The organism is Ruegeria sp. ANG-S4 (genome assembly GCF_000814005.1).
Taxonomy (GTDB): Bacteria; Pseudomonadota; Alphaproteobacteria; order Rhodobacterales; family Rhodobacteraceae; genus Ruegeria.
In genome coordinates, this window is the sequence record NZ_JWLK01000002.1 from 119096 (window position 1) to 142409 (window position 23314).

Sequence of the window (23314 nt, forward strand, 5' to 3'; positions counted from 1 at the left end):
CTAAGTGAAACTCGGCAGTGTCGGTATCGGCGGTGGTGCCGGCAATTGCATCCCGGCAAGACTGTCCCGGATTGAACCGATATCGGTGTTACATGCGTCGCAGGGCCCCAGCGGCAGTCCCGGCAGAGATTTGGCGAGCTTCTTCAATGCTTCCAGTGTCGGAAGGATTGGCACGGCGGGTGGCTGCACGCTCATAGATGCGGCCAGATTCATCGCGCCACTCTGCGTGGCCTGGGCACCCTGCGTAACGTCATCAATTTTTGGCAGCGCGTCCAGCTGCATCTGCAGCGATTGCGCTTCAAGCGGTACGGGGATGTTCAAACGCGCGATGTAGCTTAGCATTGCGTTAATTCGGGCTATTCCGGCAGGCGTCAGTGCATCCGGCCCAAAGGCTTCCTGGATCGTTGCCAAATCCTGCAGTTGGTCTGCCATCGCCTGAAGATCTTCCAGCGATACCGGCAAATTTGGAATCGGGATTGTGGACAAGGCCGCCAACTGGCTCATCAGCGTTTTCATCAGGTTGGGGTCTGATACCGCGGGCAACCCCATTGCCGCCGGTGCGGTTGCAGCCGGAGCCATTAAGGCCAACTGCCGGGCGAGGTTGACCTTAGGCAAAGGCAAGGCAAACGGCGGCATCGTGATGCGCGGCAGTTTGGCGGCGAAATTCAACGCGGCTGAGCAGGTGCCGCGCGATCCTCCGGCCTCGCCGAGTTCCATTTTTGCCTCGTGCGAAAAATCCAGACCGGCCAACGCCATCGGGCAGACGCCCTGGGCGCGCAAGGCCAGCGTCATTTTGGCGGCCAGGGTAATGTTCTGCATCTGCGGGGCTGGTATCTTCGGGATCGTCTGTGCTTGCGGCAACACATTCTTGGCCATGCTTACGACAGCTTGCTGAACCTCTGCCAGCAAGGCGCGCGGGTCCGTTAGAGGGTATCCGGTGGCGACCAACCGCATCATCAGTGAAATCGCACCACCGCCATCGGTGGGCAGGATCGGTGGCAGCGCGATGTTGGGTGCATTCGCCGCCATTGTCGCCTTGAGATATATGTCCGGCGTCATCGCTGGCAGCATCGCGTTCAGCTTCATATCTGCCCGCGCCTGTCCGCTGGCCGTTCCTTGCAACCCCAGCAAGCTCAGCAGTTTCATCATCTGCGGCGGCACGGCCTGAACCGACAGGTTGGCCGTCGGCATCAGATTGGTCGAGTTAGCTTTGCAAAAGCAGGGCATGGCGTTAGATCAGACCGTTTTCATTTTTCCAGGGTCGTCAGGATTCGACTGTCCAGCGACAGAATCTGCGTCGCGACATTCCGGTCCTGCTCTCGCAGAGCTTCGGCATAACCTGCGGCTGATTCCGTGGTGGGGCGTAGGGTGTTGAACAATTGATTGTCTGACCGCAGAACGATCACCTTGCTTTTGCCAAGCGTACTGTCGTCCACCTTGAAGGCGATGCCTCCATTCTGCTGGCTTTCCGGGATGGAATAGGCGACGCGAACGGACATCGGCCCGGTTTCGCCATCGCGAAGCGAGATAACATCGTTTTCCTGACGCGTGACGTTCGGAAGCAAGTGGAACACGTTTCCGGACACATCCAGAACAGAAACCGAAAGGAACCCGTCCTGTACGTCTGCGGGCAAATCGACATCAATAACGGGGTTCTGTCCCACGATGAAGTCGCCTGTCGGATTTGGCGCGTCGTCCTGCTCTCCATTGAAGAATGCAATCGAGATGTCGCTTGCCGGTGCAGAGGGCAAGAAATTCTCGATCAGGCATAGGGTCGGGTTCAACAGGGAAACCTGTTCCAAATCGATAGGTCGTGGACCAGCCAGCGCGCTTAGCGCAGTGTCCAAACCGATCAGACTGTCTTGCGAAGCCAAAGTGCCGCTGACTTGGATCGGCGTCTCCAATCCGTATCCAGTGGTTGGCGCATCCACCAGATTCAGCGGTCCGCAATCAGCGAGACCTGACAGAATGGGGCGGATTTCGTCTGCCGACAGAAACAATGGCTCAAGCTCAATTTCTGCCGTGCCCTGCAGCCCGGCAGGCAATCCTGCCGAATAAAGCTGCTCGAGCTCGGTGTGCAAAGCCTGATCCGTTGTCTGACCGGTCAGTTTTGCGTCGTTCCCGTCAACGACCAGGCGCCACTCATCCAAATTCATCGCTGAACTTATGACGTCATTGACAGCCGATCCCCAATTGTCTGCAATATCCCCTGACGCAAGGGTCAAGTCCACGTCACCGCCTTGCGAGGTGATTTCGCCGGTCATTGCGTCCCGGGCGGTTTCGGACGGTACGAACCCAACAACCCGGGGGGGCAGGCCCTCGCGTTTGTCAGCGACCAAAGTGTAAGGCGAAACCGCAGGGTACTGAGGCCCCAGAAAACCGTCGAACAGACCGCCGAAGTACCCGCCAACCCCGACACCGGCGAGCGCAAGGACACCGACGCCCGCGACCAGACCGCCCCTGGATTTCTGCGGCTCGGTCGTTGTAGCAGGGGACGATTGCGGAGCCTGCGCGGGCGACTTGGAGCCGTCCGATTGTTCTGGCGTCGCCATAGCCAGTTCTGGCTCAGGTGTTTTGCTTTTCGGAATGATAACCGTCGCATCATCCTCGGACGCCGGAGGTGTCGAAGGAACCCCGGTTCGCGCTGTCGCCAACGCGCGCAGAACCTCGGTGGCCGTCTGATAGCGATCATCGGGGTTGGGCGCTGCCATTTTGTCCAGGATGGACTTCAACGGCTCGGGAACGCCGTCCGTATCCAGCGGGATTTTCTTGTTTTCGACAACTTCCAGCAGGTTGCGTCCGGCGTCAGCCCTCTTGCCGCGGAAATTGGCCAGTAGAAGCGCGCCCAGCGAATAGATATCGGTCCGCTGGTCGGTTTTTCCAGACAATTGTTCGGGCGCGGCATAGGCATACTTGCCCGCAAATTCGCCGCCCACGATGGTCTCGGCACCCGGGTTTGTGTCTTTGGCAATGCCGAAGTCAATGATGACCGCCTGGGCCGGATCCCCATCCCGCAAGATGATGTTGTCCGGGCTCAAATCACGGTGGACGATGTTACGCGCATGGGCTGCTTCCAACCCCTCGCACACCCTTTTGCAGACCGTCATGATCTGGTCTGCAGGCATTGGGCCTTCGTTCAGTTTCTGATCAAGGCCCGGACCATCCACATAGTCCATCACAAGGTAGACATGCCCGTCGGCGGTTCTGTTGTTTTCAGAATACCGGACAACGGCGTCGTGTCGGATATCGCGAATTTCTTCTTCGCGGGTCAGCAGCACCAGATAGTCGTCGTTGCTGGAAAACTCTGCTTTCAGAACCTTCAAAGCGGCAAGCCGCCCCGAAATCTCGGAGCGGGCCCGATAGACGTCAGATGTACCGCCCCGCCCAAGTATCGCTTCGATCCGATATGTATTGTTCACCAGATCGCCCGGCTGAAACAGGTCACCTGCGCGGGATTCGGTCATGCTGCCCTCAAGATTTTTAGTTCTTCGCGGTTGCGATCAGCCGAGGGCTTGGAATTCAACGCGGCGGTTTTCGTCCGCGCGCGGGTTCGCCTTGTTAAGTGGTTCCGCTTCACCAACGCCAAGTACCTCAAGCCGCTCTTCGGCAATGCCGCAATCGCCTATTAAAAAGCGTTTAACCTCTTTCGCGCGCAACAGCGAGAGGTTTTGGTTGTACTCGGCCGATCCGGCGCTGTCGGTGTGACCGATAATCTGGAACACGTTGACATCCACATCTTTCATCGCCTGACACAGCGAAGACAGTTTCGGTTTTTCATCCTCGCGCAGCGCAGCCGACGCAAAGTCGAACCGGATCTGGATATTTACCTGATCCTCTTCTGCAACAGGCTGATACTCTGCCGGGGCTGCGGCCACCGTTGTTTCGGTTGTAGTCGCGTCGGAGCTGTCCTGATTTGAAGGAACAATTACCAACCCACGGGTTTTTTGCTTGTTAAACGCATCCGTGATCTCGTCCGCCGTCAGTTCCGACGTCTGGGCCATTGACACTTGTGTCGCGCACAAGACGGCGGCCGCCGATGCGCAGAAGAGTTTGAATGAAGTCGTTCTAGACATGGTTTTCCCCTAACAATTTGCGCAACAGCCTACCCTTGGGCCAAAGGTCCGACAATGAAGAAAGTCACACATAGAAGAGACATTTTTTTGGCAACCACGTGACATCGCACTGGTCGGCTTCTAGGTTCAGATGGGAAGGCGGCAGGAAACAGGAAACAACAAACATATGCGTATTGTTCCCGCGATCATTCTTGGTGTGGCGATCATCCTTGCCCCGATCATCTGGTATGTTTTCCCGCTGATTGTACCGATCGAGGAAAACTATGAAGGGCCGGCGATAGATTCAGGCGCACGGATCGAGATCGAAATGATCAGCCAGCAGGTCGAAGATATGCGCAATCAGATCGAACAATTGTCGTTGGAGGTCTCGCGATCGCAAAGCGGGGGGGCCGTTCTGCCGCAATCCGGGGATGGCGCGGATGATTATGGCTTTGACTCGACAACGCCAAACGAAATCATCGACGCGTACGCGCAGGTTGTGCTTATCGCCAACCGAAAAAAGGTCAACAAAGAGCTCGAACTGGCCAATTCTTCCTTTTTGCGAGAGACCTTCGGCCTGCCACGGGAAGATTTGACAGATGAATGCCAATCAATGACCAACCCGCGCCTTGAAGAAAAGCTGGTGCTGGAAGAGGTTGGCCCGATACGCGTGCGGATGCTGAAGCCGGCCGTCGACTCCTTGCGCACAGTTTTCGAGAATATCCAGCGCACCGATCCGGACCTGTATGCCCGCATCAACACCGCCGGGTCCCTGTGTGTTCGCAGAATTCGCGGTGCCACATCTTCGGCATCGGCACATGCTTACGGGTTGGCCGTTGATTTGAACATTGATGGCGTGCTGGACACGTTGGGCGACGGCAAGACGCAGCTGGGCCTTACTATTCTGGCCGATTTCTTTCGCGAGGAAGGCTGGGTTTGGGGCGCGGCCTGGGGGCGCGAAGACTCCATGCATTTTGAAGTCAGCCGCAACAAAATCCAGGAATGGCTGGACGATGGGCTGCTGTGATCCCGCATAACCCCTGAAAGTTTTTGAAATATACGGGATTTGTGAACTCTGACACAGACAGACGGGGTTCTGAACCGGCACATCTGTTGAGCAATTCCAACAGGCGGCGACTAATGTTCTTTTCAACCTTGCTTTGGCTTAATGTTTGGGATTTCCTTGGACGCGTTCCAATCAAACGTCCAAGTCGGTTAATGTGCTGAGGTTGTCCGAAAAATGATGCATGTCCGGCGTTTTGTTCAGCTTGCACTTCTGATCCTCAGCAGTGTTTTCGTTGCTGGAGAGGTTTTGGCGCAAAGCGCGTCCAACCTTGCGCCATCCACATTTCAGCCGCAAAATCAACGCAGTACCGGCCCTGTCACCGTAGCGAGGGACCCGGGCGCGCCGATACCTGAAGGCGCAAATCGCCTTTTCGTGACAGTTGGCGCTGTCCAGATTGAAGGCGCATTGCCGCAAATGGAGGCTGCGAATGCCGGTTTTGTGGAGCGACTGACAGGCAAACGTGTGGCTGTTTCCGAGATATTCGCAGCCACCAGCCAGTTGGAGAACGCCTATACAAATGCCGGATTCGTGCTGTCGCGGGTCGTGCTGCCGCAACAGGTCCTCCGGGACGGCGGAACCCTGCGCATTGTCGTGATCGACGGATTTGTCGAGCGGATCGATGCCGAAAAGGTGCCGCAGCAGGTTCGAGAGCGGGTGGTCACCATTACCCGCCCGCTCATTGGCAAGCGCGGCGTTCGCTTGCAGGAAATCGAAAGAGCGCTGCTTTTGGCGGGCGACACATTCGGCGTCAGATTATCGTCGACTTTGTCGCCCGGTGACGCGCGCGGCGGCACCATTCTGACGCTGGATGGGGAATTCAAACAATATACCGGGTCTTACGGGTTTGATAACACGCTGTCCGACGAACTGGGCCCGGTGAACCTGAGCCTTGGTCTTGAGGTAAATGGCGCGCTTGAGATGGGCGAAACCTTTTACTTCCGCGCCGGTGGCTCACCAACACGGTTTTTTTCGGATGACGCAAAGTACCGCATTCTGGCTGCCGGTACGGTGTTTCCGATCGGATATGACGGCCTGACGTTCAACGTCGAGGCCACGTCCAGCAAAGCGCAGCCGGATGCAGATCCGGTGCCGAACAAAAGCAAATTCGAACGCTTGTCCTTTCGATTCTACTATCCCTGGATACGCACGCGCCAATACAACCTGTCCTCTCAGTTGATCTTGGATCGGGTCAGCGACTCGCAGGATTTGATCGTGGGTTCGACCGATTTGCCCGTCTACGACGATGATCTCAGCGTGTTGCGGGCCACGATTGATGCAAGCTGGAACTATGACAACGGCACGTTCCTGCGAACCGGCGCCGTGCTGTCGCGCGGGTTGGACGCCTTTGGTGCCAGCGCATCGGTGGGGGCAGGCGACACGCCTCTGTCGCGACAAGGGGCCAGTGCTGAGTTCACGAAACTGGTGCTGTCCGCGCAATATCAACGCCCGCTGAATGCAAATTGGTCGCTGAATGTGAATGGCCGCATTCAGGAGAATTTCGGTGATCCGTTGGTGACATCCGAACAATTCAGCATCGCCAGTTCCAGCGAGCTTTCCGCCTTTGACGCGGGTGAATTGCGCGGCGACAACGGCTGGGTGGTACGGACCGAGGTCGGCCGCTCGCAACAAGTTGAACTGGCTGGAATTCCATTGATTTTCAAACCGTATTTGTTCGGCGCCTATGGCGTGCTAGGAATAGAACAACCTACTATTGTTGAACAACGTACTACCAAAGCATCGTCGTATGGTTTGGGTTTTGACCTGTTTATGATTGAGGACTCGGCCTATCGGTCCGGGTCGGTACGAGTAGAGTATGGGAGAGGTGAACGTGATGACCTGGGGGCAGACGGAAACCGATTCAGTATCGTTGCAAGCAGAAGATTCTGAGCGCTTACCAACGATTGATCTGACTTTTTTTGCAGTGGTTTCGGCCTCGGCATTGCTGTGGGGTACGACGGCGCTTGGGCAATCGTTACCAAATGGCGGTTCGGTTGCTGTGGGCGATGTGACGATAACGCAACCAAACGGAAGCCAAATGACGATCAATCAGGGCTCTGATGCTGCGATCGTCAACTGGAACGGCTTTTCGATCGGCAGCGGATCCAGGGTCGACATCAATCAGCCCGGGCAAGGCAGTGTCATTCTGAACCGGGTGACTGGTAATACGACCAGCCAAATCCACGGGCAACTGAACGCAAATGGTCAGGTCCATCTTGTGAACCCAAACGGCATCTTCATCGGACCGACGGGCCATGTGAATACCGCCGGATTTGTCGCTTCGACCCTTGCGATTTCCGATGACGATTTTCTGAATGGCCGATACCGGTATCGCGGCAACGGCAACTCTCAGGCGGTGGAGAACGCGGGCACCATAACGGTTGTCCCAGGCGGATACGCGGCGCTGATCGGCGGGCGTGTTTCCAATTCCGGCCTGATCCGGGTACCATTGGGCAAAGTCGGGCTCGGCGCGGGCGAACAGGTAACGCTGGACATTTCCGGTGACGGGTTTTTGCAGGTTGCCGTGCCCTCGGACAGCGACGATGACGTGATGGAGGCATTGGTATCCAACTCGGGTCGGATCGAAGCGGACGGAGGTTTGGTCCATCTGAAGGTTGCCAGCGCGCGAGACGCCGCGCGGCAGGTTGTGAACATGTCCGGCGTGATCGAGGCGCGTTCGGTTGGCGGGGTGTCCGGAGCCGTGGTTCTGGGTGGAGCGGGCGGTGCCGTACACGTGAGCGGCACAATCGATACGTCCGCTCGCAGAACGCTTGTGGCCAGTTCGCCGCGGCCTGTCGTTAGACCGCAAGCCGGAGGTGATATTACCATCACGGGTGAGGCGATAGAACTGGCCGGGGCAACCCTGGATGCCAGCGGGGCCGGGGCTGCAGATGGCGGGTCCATCCGAGTGGGTGGTGGCCTGCAGGGTCAGGGCGACCTGCAACGGGCGCAAACAACAACTGTCGACGCGGGCACACGCCTGATCGCCGATGGTGGTGCGCAAGGCAATGGCGGAACGATCATCGTCTGGTCCGATTACTTCACGTCCTTTTCAGGCTTCAACTCGGCGCGCGGCGGAGACGAAGCAGGCAACGGCGGTTTTGTCGAGGTATCGGGCAAGTACCAACTCAGCTATTCGGGTTTGACCGATACGCGAGCGCCATTTGGCACGCACGGTACGTTGTTGTTGGACCCCTCGAATATTGAGATCAACTCGAGCGGGGATCCGGGAACGGTGGCTCCTGCGACAATTGTCGCCAACCTGGACCTGGGCGATGTCATCGTCACGACCGCTGGGACGGGCGAACTGATACCGGGAAGCGGGCCGCCGATTGACCTTGGCGGTCCTGACGGTGAGCCGGGCAACATTACGGTTGAAGAGGCGATAATCTGGACAAGTTCGTCAACGCTGACGCTGATCGCAGACAACGACATTGACATCAATGCCGCGATCACCGCGTCCTTGGGCGGCCTCGAACTTGATGCCGGGGGTACGATTGCAACCGGGTCCGGCGGAACAATCGACGTCGCTTCGTTCTCTTTGCTCAGTGGCGCGTGGGTACAGAACGGCAGTTCGCTTCCGGCGTTTTTCGCTGGCGATTTCTCGATCTCCCAGGGGGCTTCTTTCCTTCGGGCGTTGGGTGGCAGCGGATCGGCCGCCAGCCCTTACCAGATTACGGATGTCTATGGCCTTCAGGGTATTGGCAGCGCCGGTCTTGATACGGCCAGCTTCGAACTGGCAAACGACATTGATGCATCAGGAACAGCCGATTGGGGCGGCGGTTTTGAACCGATTGAGACTTTCTCGGGATCGTTGGATGGTGATCGTTTCACAATTGACGGCCTGGTCGTCGACCAAGGCGGTGACGCAGCGATGTTCGATACGATCGAAGCAGCGGGATCGGTTTCCAACCTCTCCATTACGAACGCGGACATTGACGGCAGCACAACGGCCATCCTTGCAGTGACAAATGAAGGTTTGATCAGCGGTGTTTCGGTCGGTGGATCGGTTGTGGCCGAAAACTTCGGTGGCGGATCGATCGCAGCGGGTCTTGTCGTTTCCAACTTTGGCACGATCGAAGACAGCTTCTCTACCGCAAGTGTCGAGGCGATTTTCCCCATCGACGCGTCCGACTTTTTCCTCTCGGCTGCGGGGCTGGTCAGTGACAACGTGGGCACAATCGAACGCTCAAACAGTTCCGGACCGGTCATTCTGACCAGTCAAACCGGCGGTGGCGATGGTTTCGGAGCCGGACTTGTTACGTTTAACACCGGCATCATTCGGGATTCCTATTCCACGTCCAGCATAACGGCCAACAACATCGACGATACAGTGACCATTGGCGGGTTGGTTGTGGATAACGACATAAACCTTGATTTTGGCACGGTCGGGACGATCGAAAGGACCTATGCCACCGGAGCCATCACATCAAACGGTGCGGCATCCACGACATTTGGCGGCTTGGTGGTGGACAACCTGCCCGGAGCATCGGTGTCCAGTTCGTTCTGGAACAGGCAGACGACTGGCGTCACGACCAGCGACGGTGGAACCAGCCTGACGACCGCACAACTGCAAGACACCGAAAGCTTCTACAACCGCGCCCGTGCGCAAGGATGGGATTTCACCAGCGTTTGGGCCCCGGGCACAGGCAGCACGAACCCGGCGAATTACACGACCTCGCCTGTTGTTTTCGCCATCCCCGATGATGTGGCTGTCACGACAAGCGAAACGTCCAGCGCCACAACAACCGGCACTGTGTATGGCGGTCCGTCTGTTTATCGGTTCGGACCCCAGTCGGATACACTCAGCACCTCGTCCATTTTCGGGGACTTGGATTTCGCTGATACATCGGCGGGCACCACGACGTTTACGGTTGGCGCCAGCTCGGTCACCAGCAGCGACGGGCAAGTGTATACCGTTGCCGCTTTGCCCGGCGTGGCCGTTATCACGGACGACACAACCATAATTCCGGTCCCGCCGACCCCGACAATCGAAGTCACACCCACCGTGGATACAACGATCACGGGTGAAGGCGGTGGCGGCACGGCTGTCACCACCGTTGCCGAGGCCGAAGCGGCGCTTGGTACCGTCGAAAATGCGTCGCAGGAATTTGACGGCGAAGTCGCCGCCTGTGCCTCGGAAGGGAACGATGTCAGCCAGTACCTGGCCTGTCTGGCCGAAGCGATGGATGACTATGCGGCTGATCTGGATGCAATAGTCAAAGGATTGCCGCCAGGGCTGGAGTCTGTGGGAGACATCATTCGCGGTGCAAGCGCGGGAATTCGTGCAGCGGGTGACGAGGCCAACCGCAAGTTGGCGCTGGCAACCACCGCCGAAGAACGCGCTGCGATCCGGCGCGAAGCTGTTCAGGCGGCGCGACGCGAAATCCAGCAGGCACAGCGTGAGATTCGCAAAGCCATCACATTGATAAGAGCGACCGACCCAGAGCTTGTAACCATCCAGAACCAACAGGTAGAAACGATCGTAGCCGCCGTTGGTCAGGCCGAAATCGGTTTGACCCGCGCCATTGGCCTGTAAGCCGTCGGAGATTCCTGTGTTTTTGATGCGTACTCTAGCTGCCGTTCTTTTTTCGCTGCTCAGCGCCTGCGCGGCGTTGGCGGACAAGCGGGTTGCCTTGGTGATCGGGAACTCGGACTACGCGTCTGTCAGTCCTCTGGATAATCCGATCAATGATGCCTCTGACCTTGCCATCGCGCTTGAGGGTCTGGGCTTTGACGTGTTTTTGGGGACCGACCTGACACGGGATGAAATGCTGGCGCTGGCCGAAAGCTACGGGGCCACGGCTGCAGATTCCGATGTATCGCTGTTATTCTACGCGGGTCACGGATTTCAGGTCGATGGACGGAATTACCTCGTTCCAGTCGATGCACAGATGACGAGCGCCGAGGATATCCCGGAACAGACCATCGCAATGGAAGAGTTCGTCAGCCGGATGGAACGTTCTGATGGCATTCGCCTGGTTTTTCTGGACGCCTGTCGCGACAATCCGTTCGACGGCACGGGTATCCAAGTCGGTGGTGAAGGCCTTGCGCGTGTTGGCAGCGCGGCAGACTTCCTGTTCGCCTATGCAACCCAGCCGGACAATGTGGCCTATGACGGAACAGGCCGGAACAGCTTTTTCACCGAAGCGCTGCTCAGCCATATTTATACGCCTGGGCAGGATATATCGGACTTGTTGATTTCCGTTCGCAAGGACGTTCTGACCTCGACAGGTGGGCGGCAAATCCCATGGGACAACTCTTCGCTGACGCGACAGTTCCGTTTTGACAACAGCCCCGTCACAGCGTCCGAGGAAACCCTGTTGTGGCAGGTGGCCGCGAATGCTCAGGAACCGTCCCTGATGCAGCTGTACATCGACCGCTACCCACAGGGCGCCCACGCCGACGAGGTAACCGCGTTTCTGGATCGGGCCGGGCAGGGTGAGACCCTGACCCGTGCGCTTTCGGTCGAGGATGAAGACGAACAGGCTGAAAGGCTTTGGAAACTCGCGCAACGCAGCCGGATGCGGCCATTGCTGGAGTTTTACCTCGAGCAATACCCCGGCGGCAGCCACGCAGATCAAGCCGAGCGTTTGATTGCGTCCATCCCGCGCCCCGAAGACAGCTCCCCCGGCGGCATTTGTGAGCGGCTGGCCACCCATCCACGCGACAGAACGGCAAGCATCCCAGGCGTGCCCTTCAATCGCTTGCAGGAAAACGCGTTGACCGCGATTCAAGCCTGTAGCGCTGCGGCAGCTCAATCCCCGGACCTGTCGCATTATGTCGCGTTGCTCGCCCGGGCGACGATTGCTGCCGGAGATGTGGACCGAGCGGTAACATTGTACCAACAAGCGGCGGCCGAAGGAGATTTGCGCGCGATGGTTTCGTTGGCGCAGCTTCACGAAAGCGGAACAGGCGTTCCGCAAGATGTGAACATGGCGTTGGATCTTTACGACCGGGCCGCTGATGGCGGCAGTGCTGATGCGATGATCAACCTGGCCGTCACGCTGTTTGAGGGTCAAATCGTGCCGAAGGATGACAACCGAGCCATTGCGCTGCTGCGGCGCGCGGCGGCTGGCGGGTCGGCCAAAGCGACTTTCAACCTAGGGGTTTTGGCGCAAGACGGCGTTGCCGGTGAACCCTCTCAGGCGCTGGGATACTTTCAGAAAGCGGCGCGGGATGGCGAGTATCAGGGCTATCTTGCAGCGGCGATCCTGTTGGATGAAGGGCGCGGTATTCCGCGCGATCCGCTGGAAGCTGCCCGAATGTTGCTGCGCGGCGCTGCGGAAGACGACGGCGCAATCCTGAACCAGTTGTCATTGGCGTCCGATCAGTGGTCGCGTGACACGTTGATAGAAGTCCAAAAGCTGTTGCAGCAAGCGGGCTACTACAACAGCACCATTGACGGCGTGCCCGGCCCCAATTTTATCGCAGCACTTCAACAATGGCGCAGTGGCGGGTTTGATCCCATCATTCTGGCCGCAGAGTAACGGGGCGCCGAGACTGGATCACCGCGCCCCAACGTATTGCCGGCATTCGCCTTTCCGGGGTTAATTTACCGGCACGAACTCGATCCGGCGGTTACGGCGTTTCCCATCGGCGGTGTCATTCGAGACCACCGGCCGGGTTTCACCATACCCAACGGTAATCAGGCGTTCGGGCGCAATGCCCTGTTCGACCAGATAGGTGTTCACCGCACGGGCCCGGCGTTCGCTCAGGATGCGGTTCGCGGCGTCAGATCCATCGCTGTCGGTGTGACCGCCGATTTCGATTGTCAGATCGGGGCAGCGATCGACGATGTCGTGCAGATTTGTCAGCAAGGGTATCGATTCGTTCGTCAACCGGGCGCTGCCTGAGTTGAAATAGATGTTTCCGGTACGAGAAAGGATTTCCATCCGTCCTTCGCAAGCTTCCCGGTCCAAGTTGCCTTTGGTTTCCAATGCGGCGGCGCCCGGTGTTGCGGCAACCAGTTCCAGCTTGGGCGGGGTTCCTGGCTGCGCGCGGTCAAAAACAAACCCAAAGCTGACAAAGCCGAACGGAAGAATATCAACGCCTGCCGCCTCTTCCAGCTTGGCTCGGCCTTCCTCGAGGTTAAAGTCCGTCAGGGCGATAGCGATTGGTGTTGTGTTGGCCACTGCGACACGGTCATTGTCCACCAGTGTGATCGCGACCTGGGCGACCCCCTCCTTTTCAACGCCGTGAAGGGCCAGTTTGTAGGGGAGGTCGATGATCTTGTGCCGCGCCTGATGCAAATCGACAAGGTCGGCAGCCGGAAGTTGCGCCGTTATGATGGCTTCTGGATAGTTAAAAGTTTCGAAAAAAAGAAATCGCATCCGGACATTTCGCAGGTCGATCTTTGTATCGACGCTGTCCATCTGCACCCGGATTTCCGCAGCACCGTCTGCCCCGATGACACCAGACAAAGAAGCAAAACCGCTGTTTTCGGCGATTGAGCTCTTTTTTACTGAAAGAAACTGCAATTCCGAGTTCACCGCGTCCAGTTTCCATCCATGCTCGAACGGGTCCGCGCTTTGCCCGAACGCGACGCTGGCTGAAAACAGCCCGGCCATAGCAATCAGATTTCGCATCAAGGTTGAACGCCGCATGTGTGAACCTCTTCCTATGCTTGATACTATTTTCGGAATATGTCAGGCCGTGGCCACAAGAAAGTCAAAAAAGCGGTATATTGGGAATTCAAAGCGGCTGGGTGCCCTGAGGGTCACGGGCAGCGGTTGCACACAAGAAAACAAGGGGCAAAACGTGCTTCGTATTTGTGGGTTAATTGTAGCGTTTACCGCGGCCATGTGGGCCGTGGCCAGTTCGGCCGAGCCGCGCGTTGCGCTGGTAATCGGTAATTCCGAATATGCGTCGGTGTCGCCGTTGGACAACCCGGTGAATGACGCCAGACTGATTACCGAGAAGCTGCAAGGGCTTGGATTTGAGGTGCGTCACTTGTCCGACAGCAATCAGATCGACATGAAACGCGCCATTGCCCAGTTTGGCCGCGATCTGCGGAAAGGCGGCGAAGATGCAGTCGGTCTGTTCTACTACGCGGGGCACGGGGTGCAGTCGTTTGGATCCAACTACCTGCTTCCGGTCGATATCTCGCTCAGCGATCCGGCGGATCTGGATTTGATGGCGGTTGAGGCGCGCTCGGTCCTGCACCAGATGGCATCTGCCCGCAACAGAACCAATATCGTGATCCTGGATGCCTGTCGGAACAACCCATTCGAGGATTTGGCAGACATGGATGACAACGGTCTTGCCGAAATGAAGGCCCCAACGGGGACGTTTCTTGCTTACGCCACCGATCCGGGCGGTGTCGCCCTGGACGGCAGCGCCGGCAACAGCCCGTTCACCCTGAGTCTTGCCAAGCATATCGAAACGCCGGGTATGGCCATTGAACAGTTGTTCAAGAAAGTCCGGGTCGATGTTCTGGACGAAACGCGTGGTCTGCAAACGCCTTGGGATACGTCCTCGCTGACACAGGATTTTGCGTTTTCCTTGGAGACCGAAACAAAGATCATTGCGCACAGGACAGAAGAGGAGCAGTGGCAGGAAGTGGTCGAAACCCGCGACCCGGTTCAGATCATGCTGTTCCTGCGCACGTACCCTGACAGCGATCATGTCGAAAAGGCCAATGATCTGTTGAGGACGGTCATGGCTGAGTCTTTTGGTACGGTTGCACTGGCCGAGGCTGCAAACCAGTCCAAGGAAGATGAGGTTGCTGAGGCGACGGAAACCGACCGTTTGATGTTCGAATTGGCGCAGGCCGACGACTCGATTCATTCTTACGAAGTTTATCTGCACAGCTTTCCCAGCGGCGCGTTTTCGGACGCGGCTGTTGAACGACTTGCCGCTCTGCGCCTGAAAGACGAAACGGTGACGCGAAAGGCCGAACCCAGCGTTTCTGCCCCGGAGGCAGCCAACTCCGGACAGATCAGCGCGACGGATGCCGTCACGCTGCAATCGGTGCTGACATTCGGCAACAAACGTGTGCGAGGCCAGACAATCGAAGATCTGATCGCAGGTGCGCCCCAGTTTCCGCCGATTGATGGCTTGCCGGAGGAATTGTGGAAGGATCAAACCTGCTCAAACTGTCATCAATGGACACCGGAAACCTTGTGTGATCAGGCGCAGACCTACGTAAAACGGCCGGCGGCGGGCAATGTCACCAAGGAACATCCTTTTGGTGGGGGGCTCAAGGTCAACTTGCGGCGGTGGGCCCTCGGCGGTTGCCAAGGTTAACCCCACGTCACCCGCACTAGCCCGAGAGTTTTGCCAAATCGGCGCTGAGTGCGCGCGCTTCGGAAATACTGCGTTGCAATGCCTCCAACCGCGCTTCGGGTGTCGCGCCTTGGGGGCTGCTGTTCAGTACGCGGTCGATACGGTCAGCGGTCGCCGGGTCTGCGGGACCAATTACGTCGCGTTGCTGAAGGATTGTCAGCTTAAGTTGCGCAAGCTCGGATTCGGATGCGCGCAATTGTGATGCCAATGCGTCATTCCGAGCCTGAGCCGCTGCAACATCACCCTCTGCGGCCTCAACACGTGCATCGTAGGCACCGGTGGTAATGCCCGACACGCCGGCAAAAAAGCCGCCCTCAGCCGGATCGGTCGTGGTTTGACACGCCGCAAGCGCGAGACAAGGAAGCACGGCAAGTCTTTTCATAAACGCCTCGTTCACAATGATGACGCCAGATCGCTGGCGATGCCGCGCATCTGCGATATCTGGTTGGACAACGCCGAAAGGTCACCGTCTATCGGCGATGCGCTCTGACCTCTCGCGATGGTCAGATTTCTTGCTTCTGCAAACTCGGCCTGCCGCTTGGTGGCACCACCTATGGCCAGTTCCATCTGGCTCAGGTTTCCGTTTGCTTCGGCCAGTTCACGCTGCAATTCGGCCTGATCAACGGTTCCCGCCGCCGCGCGGGCGTTCAAGGCGTCCAACTCGGCCTTTTGCGCGGCGAGAACCTGATTCATGACGTTCAACGTGGTCTGCATTTCAGCGGCATTGCGGTCCAGATCACTTTTGATCTGCCTCAGGCGGGCCTCGCGCCCTGCGTATTTTCGCTGAACAAAGGCGACGTATGTGCCCGCCAGCGCGCCCGCCCCCAGACCGATAGATATCCCGCTGCCGATATCGTCGTCACCGCCCAATCCAAATCCGATTGCGCCCCCTGTGACGCCGCCGGCTATCGCGCCTTGCAGGATCGTTTTTTGCAAGGCCGCAGCCTGTTTGGCCAGATCTGCTTCGGCCTGTGTCGTCCCGCCCGAGGCTGCCTGTGGAGCGGTTGTATCGTTGGAGCCGCCGCAGGCCGTCAACGCAAGCGACGCCGAGATTGCCGCAGCGATCAGTCGGGTGGAATAAGATCGGCCAGCCATTGGTAACTCCCTTTTGTGCTGTCATCGACCTGCGCGACGTGGCGCAGGAACGTGGCGGCGTCTTCGGTCAACTGGGTGTTTGCATAACCCAAATCACGCGAGTCGGCTGCCGCCCTTAGTATGCTGGTTTCTAGGTCGGGCGGAAAAAATACCGCCGCGCGGTTCATTATCTCATCGTAGTAGCTGCGGCTTTGATCCAGCCGCCGCAGGATAATGCCCCGTGACCGGTAGATATCATAAACGTCATTGCGGGCTTGTTGCAGGACCGGCAACGCATCCGCGTTGGTGCGCGCGATGTCCTCGATCTGTTTCAAGGCATCCTCGGCAATGGCCAAAGTACGCTCGATACTGCGCAAAGCGACGATATCCGTACGCAATCTCTGCAGCGTTGTGGCGGCCAGAAAAACCGACACCTGTGCTGCGTCCTCATAAAGCCGCTCGGCCGAGGCTGTTTCCTGCGCCGGCAGGCGGCGGCGATAGTTGTTCAGCGCGGGTCCCAGGTCGCGTGTCTGCTCATCGCTCAGATGTCCAAGGGCCAGCAGCGCTGCGGCGACACGGTCTGGATCGGCCTTTGATAGCGACGCGCTGACGGGGGCCAAAGTTGCCTGCGTCCCACTGTGCAACGCCGCAATCCGCTCATGTGCGAAAGAGGCAAACAGACCTTCGGGATGGGCTTTGAGATACCGTTCAAAATCCTGAATCTCTGAACTGGATGAGATGTCGCGCCAATGAGCGAGGTCAGAGGCGGTTTCGTCCTGCACCGGCTGAGCCTCCAAACCGGGGGCAAAGCTGTGATTGTCCAAAACGGACTCTTCAACCCAGGGGATTTGCCGACCGTCTGTCTCCAGCACAACCTGCTGACGCACCCGCCCCAGCATCAGCCTGATATCCAGGTCAGGCGTGGCTATGTGATCCAGAAGGCTGGCCGTGAAAACACTGTTTTGACCAAGCCCGTCATAGGCAACATTGCCGGGATCCGTTGCATAAGCGATCAGCAATCCCGCACCGCCGCGAATTCTGACGAGGCCGCGTTGAACCATCCCACTGTCCGAAAACGGGTTATTGCGGCACGCGTCCAAAAGCAAAATGCCCACTTTCGGGCCGGCTTTGGCGATGACATCCCTGACCGTGTCGATCGAAATCGAACTGCGACGCAAGGCATTCAGATCGCTGCCTTGAAAGTCGGTTCCAATCAGGTGATTTTCACCGCCGATCTGCACGCCATGACCGGCATAAAAGAACACCGCCATCTCAGCCCCTGTCGCGGCAGTGCCAAAGTCCGTCAGGGCCTTTCTCATTGTGTCTGCGTTCTGATCGGTGGCTTCGGACACGTCAAAGCCAAGTTCCCGCAACGCGTCGCCAAGGGCGGCTACATCATTTACCGGGTTGCGCAAGGCCATTTCCGGTGAGGCATAGTCGGAGTTTCCGATTAGCAACGCGACCCGGCCCGAGGCATGTGCCGCCACCGAAACAAATAACAAGGCAAACGCCGCGCAAATCAAAACATAAGGGCGCATGCCGGAAGAATAGATCACCTGCATAAGGTCAGATTAGCGCAAGTCCCCCACCAAGAACAGACAGCCAAAGCCATCGAATTGGTCGGCCACACTTCGGCACCCTTGGAGCCACGCGTATCGGCCACTATGACACGGTGCCGGTCTGCGATGCCGCGAAATGCGATTTTCAGCCCGACCCGTCAAAGGAACCGAATTTCCTCATTCCAAACCGTCCGATGCACGATCAACCGGAAGCAGATGCCGTCAATTTCCCAGCGCAGCGATAATTGCCTCCACCAGCGGTAAAGGAGAATACCCCAGGCGCGAAGGTGTAAGACCCAGCCGCACAACAACCATGTCGCGGGAAGGGAAAATGCCGATGGATTGCCCGTCATGCCCTTGTAACCAAACGGCGTCTTCGAATGGTGACGGGCTGCCCGGTGCTTGCAGCCATAAATGGCCCTTCGCATATTGGCCGTTGGACGTTTCAACCGGCTCAAACATCCATTCTGTGAAGCCTTGAGGCAATAGCTGCTGGTCGTCCCATACGCCGTCTTGCAACAGCAGTTGTCCGAACCGTGCCCAATCCCGGGCGGTTGCATACATGTAGCTTGAGCCGACAAATGTGTCGCTCGCGTCTGTCTCCAGAACTGTCGACGTCATCGCCAATGGTCCAAACAACGCGTCGTTCGGGTAGGTCAGGCTATCGTCGCCCACGACGTCCTGCCAGACCCGCGACAAAACCGTCGACGTTCCTGACGAGTAGTTGAAGTCCGAGCCAGTTTCAGAGCTTTGCGGACGATCTGCTGCAAACCCTGCCATGTCATTCTTGAGGTACAACATCCGCGTCACGTCCGAGACGTCGCCATAATCCTCATTCCAATCCAGACCGCTGGACATGGCCAACATGTCCTCAATCGTAATGTCTTCCCGTCCGTCTTGCGCCCAACTGGGATAGCTTGCGGTCAGGGTGTCATCCAGGCTCATTTTGTTTGCCTGCACCAGAGAGCCGATCAACGCGGCGGTGACGGTTTTCGTCATGGACCAGCCCAGCAAAGGGGTCTCTGTATCGAATCCCGGCGCATAGCTTTCGCCGACAATACGCCCGTTCTTGACAACGACAACGGCGCGGTATCCCGGTCCTAGTAGCGCCGGATCAGAAAGGGCCTCCGAAAGGGCGGTATCTTGTGACAGGTTTACGTCGTTGCCTTCGGGCCACAAACCAGCAGTATTCGACGGCAGTGCGGTCAGAGTTTGATCACTGAGGTTCGTGTCATGCAAGTTTGTGCAACCGAGCCCGGCACGGTATTGCGACGTCGCAGAGGCCAAAATCCCAAACAGTCTTGCGGTCACAGTCTTCCGTTCTGGGTCCACCTTGATCGAGACATGTCGCAACAGGGGATGGCCCGGCGCCTGAACATCGTCTGACAGCACCTGTTCTGCGTTGCGGCCCGCGATGAAAACGTTCGAGCAAACGATCTTTGCAGAATAGTTGGTCCCGACTTTCAACAAGTTGGGCGGCGCGATGAAAAGGTAGCCGACGGCTGCAACAATGCAGAGCGCCAACGCGCCAACCGTAACTTTTGCGACTTGTCTCACCATACGCCGTCCCCGCCAAACCCTGGCCCATTAGCCTCATCCAAATTCGGCTGAACTCTGTCGGTCTGCGGTGTCTTTTGCCAGCGTTCCGTTGCGTTCAGCCGTAATCGGAGACCAACAGAAAGTCGGGCGCGGCGTCTTCTTCGATGGTCGCAAATCGCGGGATAGGCTCCTCGAACACATTGTCGGTGCGATCGTCGTTGACGGTTGAGACCTCGCCGATCAGGCAATCGCCCTGTTCGGCCCAGAAGGCATGCCAAACGCCAGGCATCAGGGTGACGCTTTGACCGGGCTTCAACCGCATCAGCTCGCCAGGTTTGACTGTGACCGGGCATCCGTCGCTGGGAACGACAAGCGGATTGTCCCTGTCGATTCCGCCGTCTTGGTCGGACGCGTAAATTTCCATTATCAGATCACCGCCGCCCCGGTTGATGATATCCTCGGCCTTGATGATATGCCGGTGCATGGGTGACAGTTGTTTTTCCCGCGAAATCAACAGCTTTTCGGCATACAACATTCCACGACCCTGACTCAGGTCGTTCACGTCTCCATTGCGCAGCGTGAACAGGAACAGTCCAAGTTCATCAAACCGGCCCTGGCCATAATCCGTGATGTCCCATCCCAAACCACGCTCGCGAATATTGTCGGCCTCGCTGCTGCGCATCTGGTCTGGTGACCAGTCCGCAAAAGGTGGCAGAACTGCACCGAAAGAGGCGATGAAATCCTGTGCTTCGCGTTTGATACGGTTTATATCGGATCGTTTCATGCTGGTCTCATTATATCAAAGTTCGTGTGCCCAGGGCGGGTTCGCACCGGCGCGGGATACAGTTATAGCGGCCACTGCCGCGCCCTGAACAAGCGCAGCTCGCAGAGCATCTGCCGACAGGGATCGCAAAGCGGGTTTGTTGAGGCACCCGGCATCGTCCAGCGCGGCAAGAACGCCCGCGTTGAATGTATCGCCGGCACCGACCGTATCTACGACGTCCACTTTTTTCACGGGTACGGATACCTCGGTTCTGTCCGCCAGATACCCGGTCGCACCTTCGCCGCCTCGGGTCAGGATAACAAGGACCGGTCCGGCCTGCAGCAAAAGCGGTATCTTTTCGGCCAGCGTTTCTGGTCCGGGGATGATCCAGTCCAGATCTTCATCCGACACTTTTATGATATCGGACTGTTCGATCATACGGTTCAATCGCGTGCGATAGCGGGTCTGATCGGCAATGAAATCGGGCCGGATATTCGGGTCCAACATGACCGCCTTTTCCGATCCGTGACGCGCCAAAAGGTCGGCATAGGCATCCGCGCAGGGCTCACACGCCAAGCTGATACCCCCAAAATACAGCGCAGAGACACCGGGCAGGCGATCCGGCATGTCATCCGGCGTCAGCATCCGGCCAGCCGAGTTTTCATCAACGAAGCTGTAACTGGCATGCCCGTCCCGTAGTTGTACGAACGCCAAGGTTGTTGGGCGGTCTGACCGGATGATCTGGCCGGTATCGACATGGCTGATCTGCAAGGCTGCCGTCAGCTGCTCGCCGAACATGTCAGTCGAGATGCCGGTCAACAAACCGACTTTTCCACCAAGCCTGCCAATGCCAATGGCCGTATTGAAAATGGCTCCACCGGAATGAGGGACAAAACCCTGTTCGCCCGAAACGGTGGGTTCGGCGATCATGTCAATTAGGGCTTCGCCGCAGCACAGGATCATGTCAGATTTCCTATTTCAGGCAGATTTCATCGTGCCAATGCATTTTTACAGAAGTTGTTAGCGCCAACAATGCCGAATTCGTCCATTTCTGACACGTAAAGGTTCAATCCACCACGGATGTCATCAAACCGCCCCCCGGCGTTGAAAGCATCGAGAAACTCTTGTCCAAAAAGCCAGCGGTTCTTGTCAGCAACGCCACCCAACAGAAAGACGCCACCAACCGGTATGAGGGCCACGGCAAGGTCACCCGTAATCGCGCCAAGATGTTCAGTGAACATGCGGGCAGTTTTGACCGCAAATTCGTCTGCGCCGGACTGCGCAGCTTGCAGAATGTCTTTGGCTGACAGGGTTGGCGTGTCGGATTGGCCACCGGCCATGCAGACAGCCTGATACAGGATCGGCAGCCCCGTGCCGCTTAGAAACATCTCGGCCTCGATTGCGAGGCTGTCTGCAAAAAAGCATTCTGGCGCAATGCGACGCGCAGCATCGAACACGTCGACTTCGTCGCGATGGCGAGGGGACAGTCCCATATGGCCCCCCTCGCCGGAAACCGTGTGATAGTGACCCTCGGAGTACAACAGCGCGCCCACGCCCAACCCTGTGCCGGGACCGACCACCAGCCGCGTGCCAGGCGGAGGCGATCCAGAGCCTTGAAGGACGGCGACATCTTTCGCCTTGATGTCAGCGACCGACCAAGCCGCAGCCGTGAAATCATTGATCACAAACGTGCGCTGCGCTCCGGTCGAGCTGGCAAGTGTATCTCGCGACAGTGTCAGTGAAGCATTGGTTAGTTGAATGACGCCGTCACGAAGCGGACCCGCGCCTGCGGCGACAACGGCTTGGGGATCGGTCCCGACCGCGTCACGCACGCGGCGCAACGCTGCTTGGAAATCTTCCAGGCTGCCGGTTGGAAACTTGTGCAGTTCATCGAGATGCCCGTTGGTCACAACACCAAGGCGCGTATTGGTGCCGCCGACATCCGCGACCATGTTCCAATGGCCGTGCAGCGCCTTGGTGGGCGCAACCCAAGGTGCAGGTTGCTTTCCACCGGACAGTGCGGTTTGCAGCAGGCCTAGACATTCGCCTTCTTGCGCCTGCGCAAAAAGCCCCTTGATTGGCGCACCTTGTGCGAGATCCGATCGAATATCGCCCAGCAGGTTTTCGGTATTTTCCACCGAGCCCAAGTCGGCCACGACATAAAGCGGCGTTTCGCCGGTGTCTTCACGGTGCAGGCTCGACCACGGCAGGGAACCGTCAAGATCCTTGAAATGTGCGTAGTTCAGCGCGCACCAATCGATTGGCTCATCAATAGAATCGAAATCTCTTTGCCAGTTCTTTGGCAAATTGGGGCTGAATTTCGCAAGGTAGTCTTTTGTGTATTCGCCATGAAAATAGGCGTGAAGCGCCGTATTGGCCTCGGGCTCATCAAGCTGGAATTCCACGCCGAGGTTTGTCATGCCGTAACTGCGCATCGCGCGGATCGCATGTCCGGTTGCCAGAAGATGGTGGTGCAAACTACGCGCATGGGCCCGCAAGTCTGTCCCCAAGTGGTCGGACTTTCCGACGGTCCAGGAGCGTGCGGCGGGGCCTGCGCTGAAAAGGCGGTCGCCGATATGTTCGATAACTGTTTCGGCAAAGTGCGCGAACCAGTTCGCGGAGTCCCGATTGCGCCAGCCGCCCAAGTCCGCAATCGCGTCGGGCAAAGTCGAAGAATCGAGAATGGCGCAGGGTCTTAGCCCGCGTCTCAAAACAGTGTCGATCAGGTGCTTGTAATGGTCCAACCCACCGGAATCAGGCTCCCCGCGACCCCGCGGCAGCACTTGTTGCCAGTGAACCGGGAACCGGAAACTGTCAAACCCTTCGGTCAGCGCCTCGTCGCCGGGATCGGACGCCGAGAGACCGAATAGAAAGGTGTCCGGAAACTCGGAACGGGTGTATGTCATGCGCGCAACCTGTCTTGGCGAAGACCATCCATCCCGCCCTCTAGCAGCTAGTGTTAGCGTTATCAATTTTT

The 23314-nt window shown here is 57.8% G+C and carries 16 protein-coding genes; 5 read left to right on the forward strand and 11 right to left on the reverse strand.

Translation table 11 applies throughout. The features are described from left to right. The 3 genes from RA28_RS08110 to RA28_RS08120 are packed head-to-tail and all read right to left on the reverse strand — an operon-like array spanning position 1 to position 4001. Positions 1-1191 carry a hypothetical protein gene (locus RA28_RS08110; protein WP_039526517.1) on the reverse strand — a complete coding sequence of 397 codons (1191 nt, stop codon included), beginning with the start codon at positions 1189-1191 and terminating at the stop codon, positions 1-3. Between the two features lie 56 nt (positions 1192-1247). Next, the gene (locus RA28_RS08115) at positions 1248-3464 is read right to left on the reverse strand and encodes a serine/threonine protein kinase (RefSeq protein WP_039526519.1); all 2217 of its coding nucleotides are present in this window, start codon (positions 3462-3464) and stop codon (positions 1248-1250) included. A gap of 36 nt (positions 3465-3500) precedes the next feature. Beyond that, the gene (locus RA28_RS08120) at positions 3501-4001 is read right to left on the reverse strand and encodes an OmpA family protein (RefSeq protein ID WP_241481089.1); all 501 of its coding nucleotides are present in this window, start codon (positions 3999-4001) and stop codon (positions 3501-3503) included. Positions 4002-4239: 238 nt separating this feature from the next. Between RA28_RS08120 and RA28_RS08125 the strand changes: the two genes are divergently transcribed. The 4 genes from RA28_RS08125 to RA28_RS08140 all read left to right on the forward strand — a co-directional run bounded on the left by RA28_RS08125 (position 4240) and on the right by RA28_RS08140 (position 12605). Continuing rightward, positions 4240-5079, forward strand: a complete 840-nt coding sequence (locus RA28_RS08125; RefSeq protein WP_039527675.1) for a M15 family metallopeptidase — start codon at positions 4240-4242, stop codon at positions 5077-5079. A 213-nt stretch (positions 5080-5292) separates the two neighbouring features. After that, positions 5293-7005, forward strand: coding sequence for a ShlB/FhaC/HecB family hemolysin secretion/activation protein (locus RA28_RS08130; RefSeq protein ID WP_039526524.1), 1713 nt, complete (start codon positions 5293-5295; stop codon positions 7003-7005). Then, positions 6950-10654 carry a two-partner secretion domain-containing protein gene (locus RA28_RS08135; protein ID WP_052261367.1) on the forward strand — a complete coding sequence of 1235 codons (3705 nt, stop codon included), beginning with the start codon at positions 6950-6952 and terminating at the stop codon, positions 10652-10654. The genes RA28_RS08130 and RA28_RS08135 overlap by 56 nt, the downstream gene beginning before the upstream one ends. Before the next feature lie 25 nt (positions 10655-10679). Then, the gene (locus RA28_RS08140; RefSeq protein WP_052261368.1) at positions 10680-12605 is read left to right on the forward strand and encodes a caspase family protein; all 1926 of its coding nucleotides are present in this window, start codon (positions 10680-10682) and stop codon (positions 12603-12605) included. 60 nt (positions 12606-12665) lie between these two features. On the opposite strand, the gene RA28_RS08145 is transcribed toward RA28_RS08140, so the two are convergent. Beyond that, the gene (locus RA28_RS08145; RefSeq protein WP_052261369.1) at positions 12666-13721 is read right to left on the reverse strand and encodes an OmpA family protein; all 1056 of its coding nucleotides are present in this window, start codon (positions 13719-13721) and stop codon (positions 12666-12668) included. 154 nt (positions 13722-13875) lie between these two features. On the opposite strand from RA28_RS08145, the gene RA28_RS08150 reads away from it, so the two are divergent. After that, the gene (locus RA28_RS08150) at positions 13876-15363 is read left to right on the forward strand and encodes a caspase family protein (RefSeq protein WP_039527681.1); all 1488 of its coding nucleotides are present in this window, start codon (positions 13876-13878) and stop codon (positions 15361-15363) included. A gap of 16 nt (positions 15364-15379) precedes the next feature. Here the strand turns inward: RA28_RS08150 and RA28_RS08155 are convergent, their stop codons facing one another. The 7 genes from RA28_RS08155 to RA28_RS22205 form a co-directional block, all read right to left on the reverse strand. Further along, complete coding sequence (locus RA28_RS08155; protein WP_039526528.1) at positions 15380-15784, reverse strand: hypothetical protein; 405 nt, start codon at positions 15782-15784, stop codon at positions 15380-15382. A gap of 11 nt (positions 15785-15795) precedes the next feature. Beyond that, positions 15796-16497, reverse strand: a complete 702-nt coding sequence (locus tag RA28_RS08160) for a hypothetical protein (RefSeq protein WP_039526533.1) — start codon at positions 16495-16497, stop codon at positions 15796-15798. Beyond that, a complete protein-coding gene (locus RA28_RS08165; protein WP_193747373.1) occupies positions 16467-18032 on the reverse strand; it encodes a caspase family protein in 1566 nt (521 codons plus the stop codon). Before RA28_RS08165 ends, RA28_RS08160 begins: the two co-directional genes overlap by 31 nt. Before the next feature lie 225 nt (positions 18033-18257). Next, a complete protein-coding gene (locus tag RA28_RS08170) occupies positions 18258-19595 on the reverse strand; it encodes a serine hydrolase domain-containing protein (RefSeq protein WP_039526540.1) in 1338 nt (445 codons plus the stop codon). A 94-nt stretch (positions 19596-19689) separates the two neighbouring features. After that, positions 19690-20358: a D-lyxose/D-mannose family sugar isomerase gene (locus RA28_RS08175; RefSeq protein WP_039526543.1), complete on the reverse strand. Its 669-nt coding sequence runs from the start codon at positions 20356-20358 to the stop codon at positions 19690-19692. 15 nt (positions 20359-20373) lie between these two features. Beyond that, positions 20374-21300: a carbohydrate kinase family protein gene (locus tag RA28_RS08180; protein WP_039526546.1), complete on the reverse strand. Its 927-nt coding sequence runs from the start codon at positions 21298-21300 to the stop codon at positions 20374-20376. 26 nt (positions 21301-21326) lie between these two features. Next, on the reverse strand, positions 21327-23243 hold the full coding sequence (locus tag RA28_RS22205) for a family 1 glycosylhydrolase (protein WP_052261370.1): 1917 nt from the start codon (positions 23241-23243) through the stop codon (positions 21327-21329). Positions 23244-23314 lie beyond the last annotated feature (71 nt).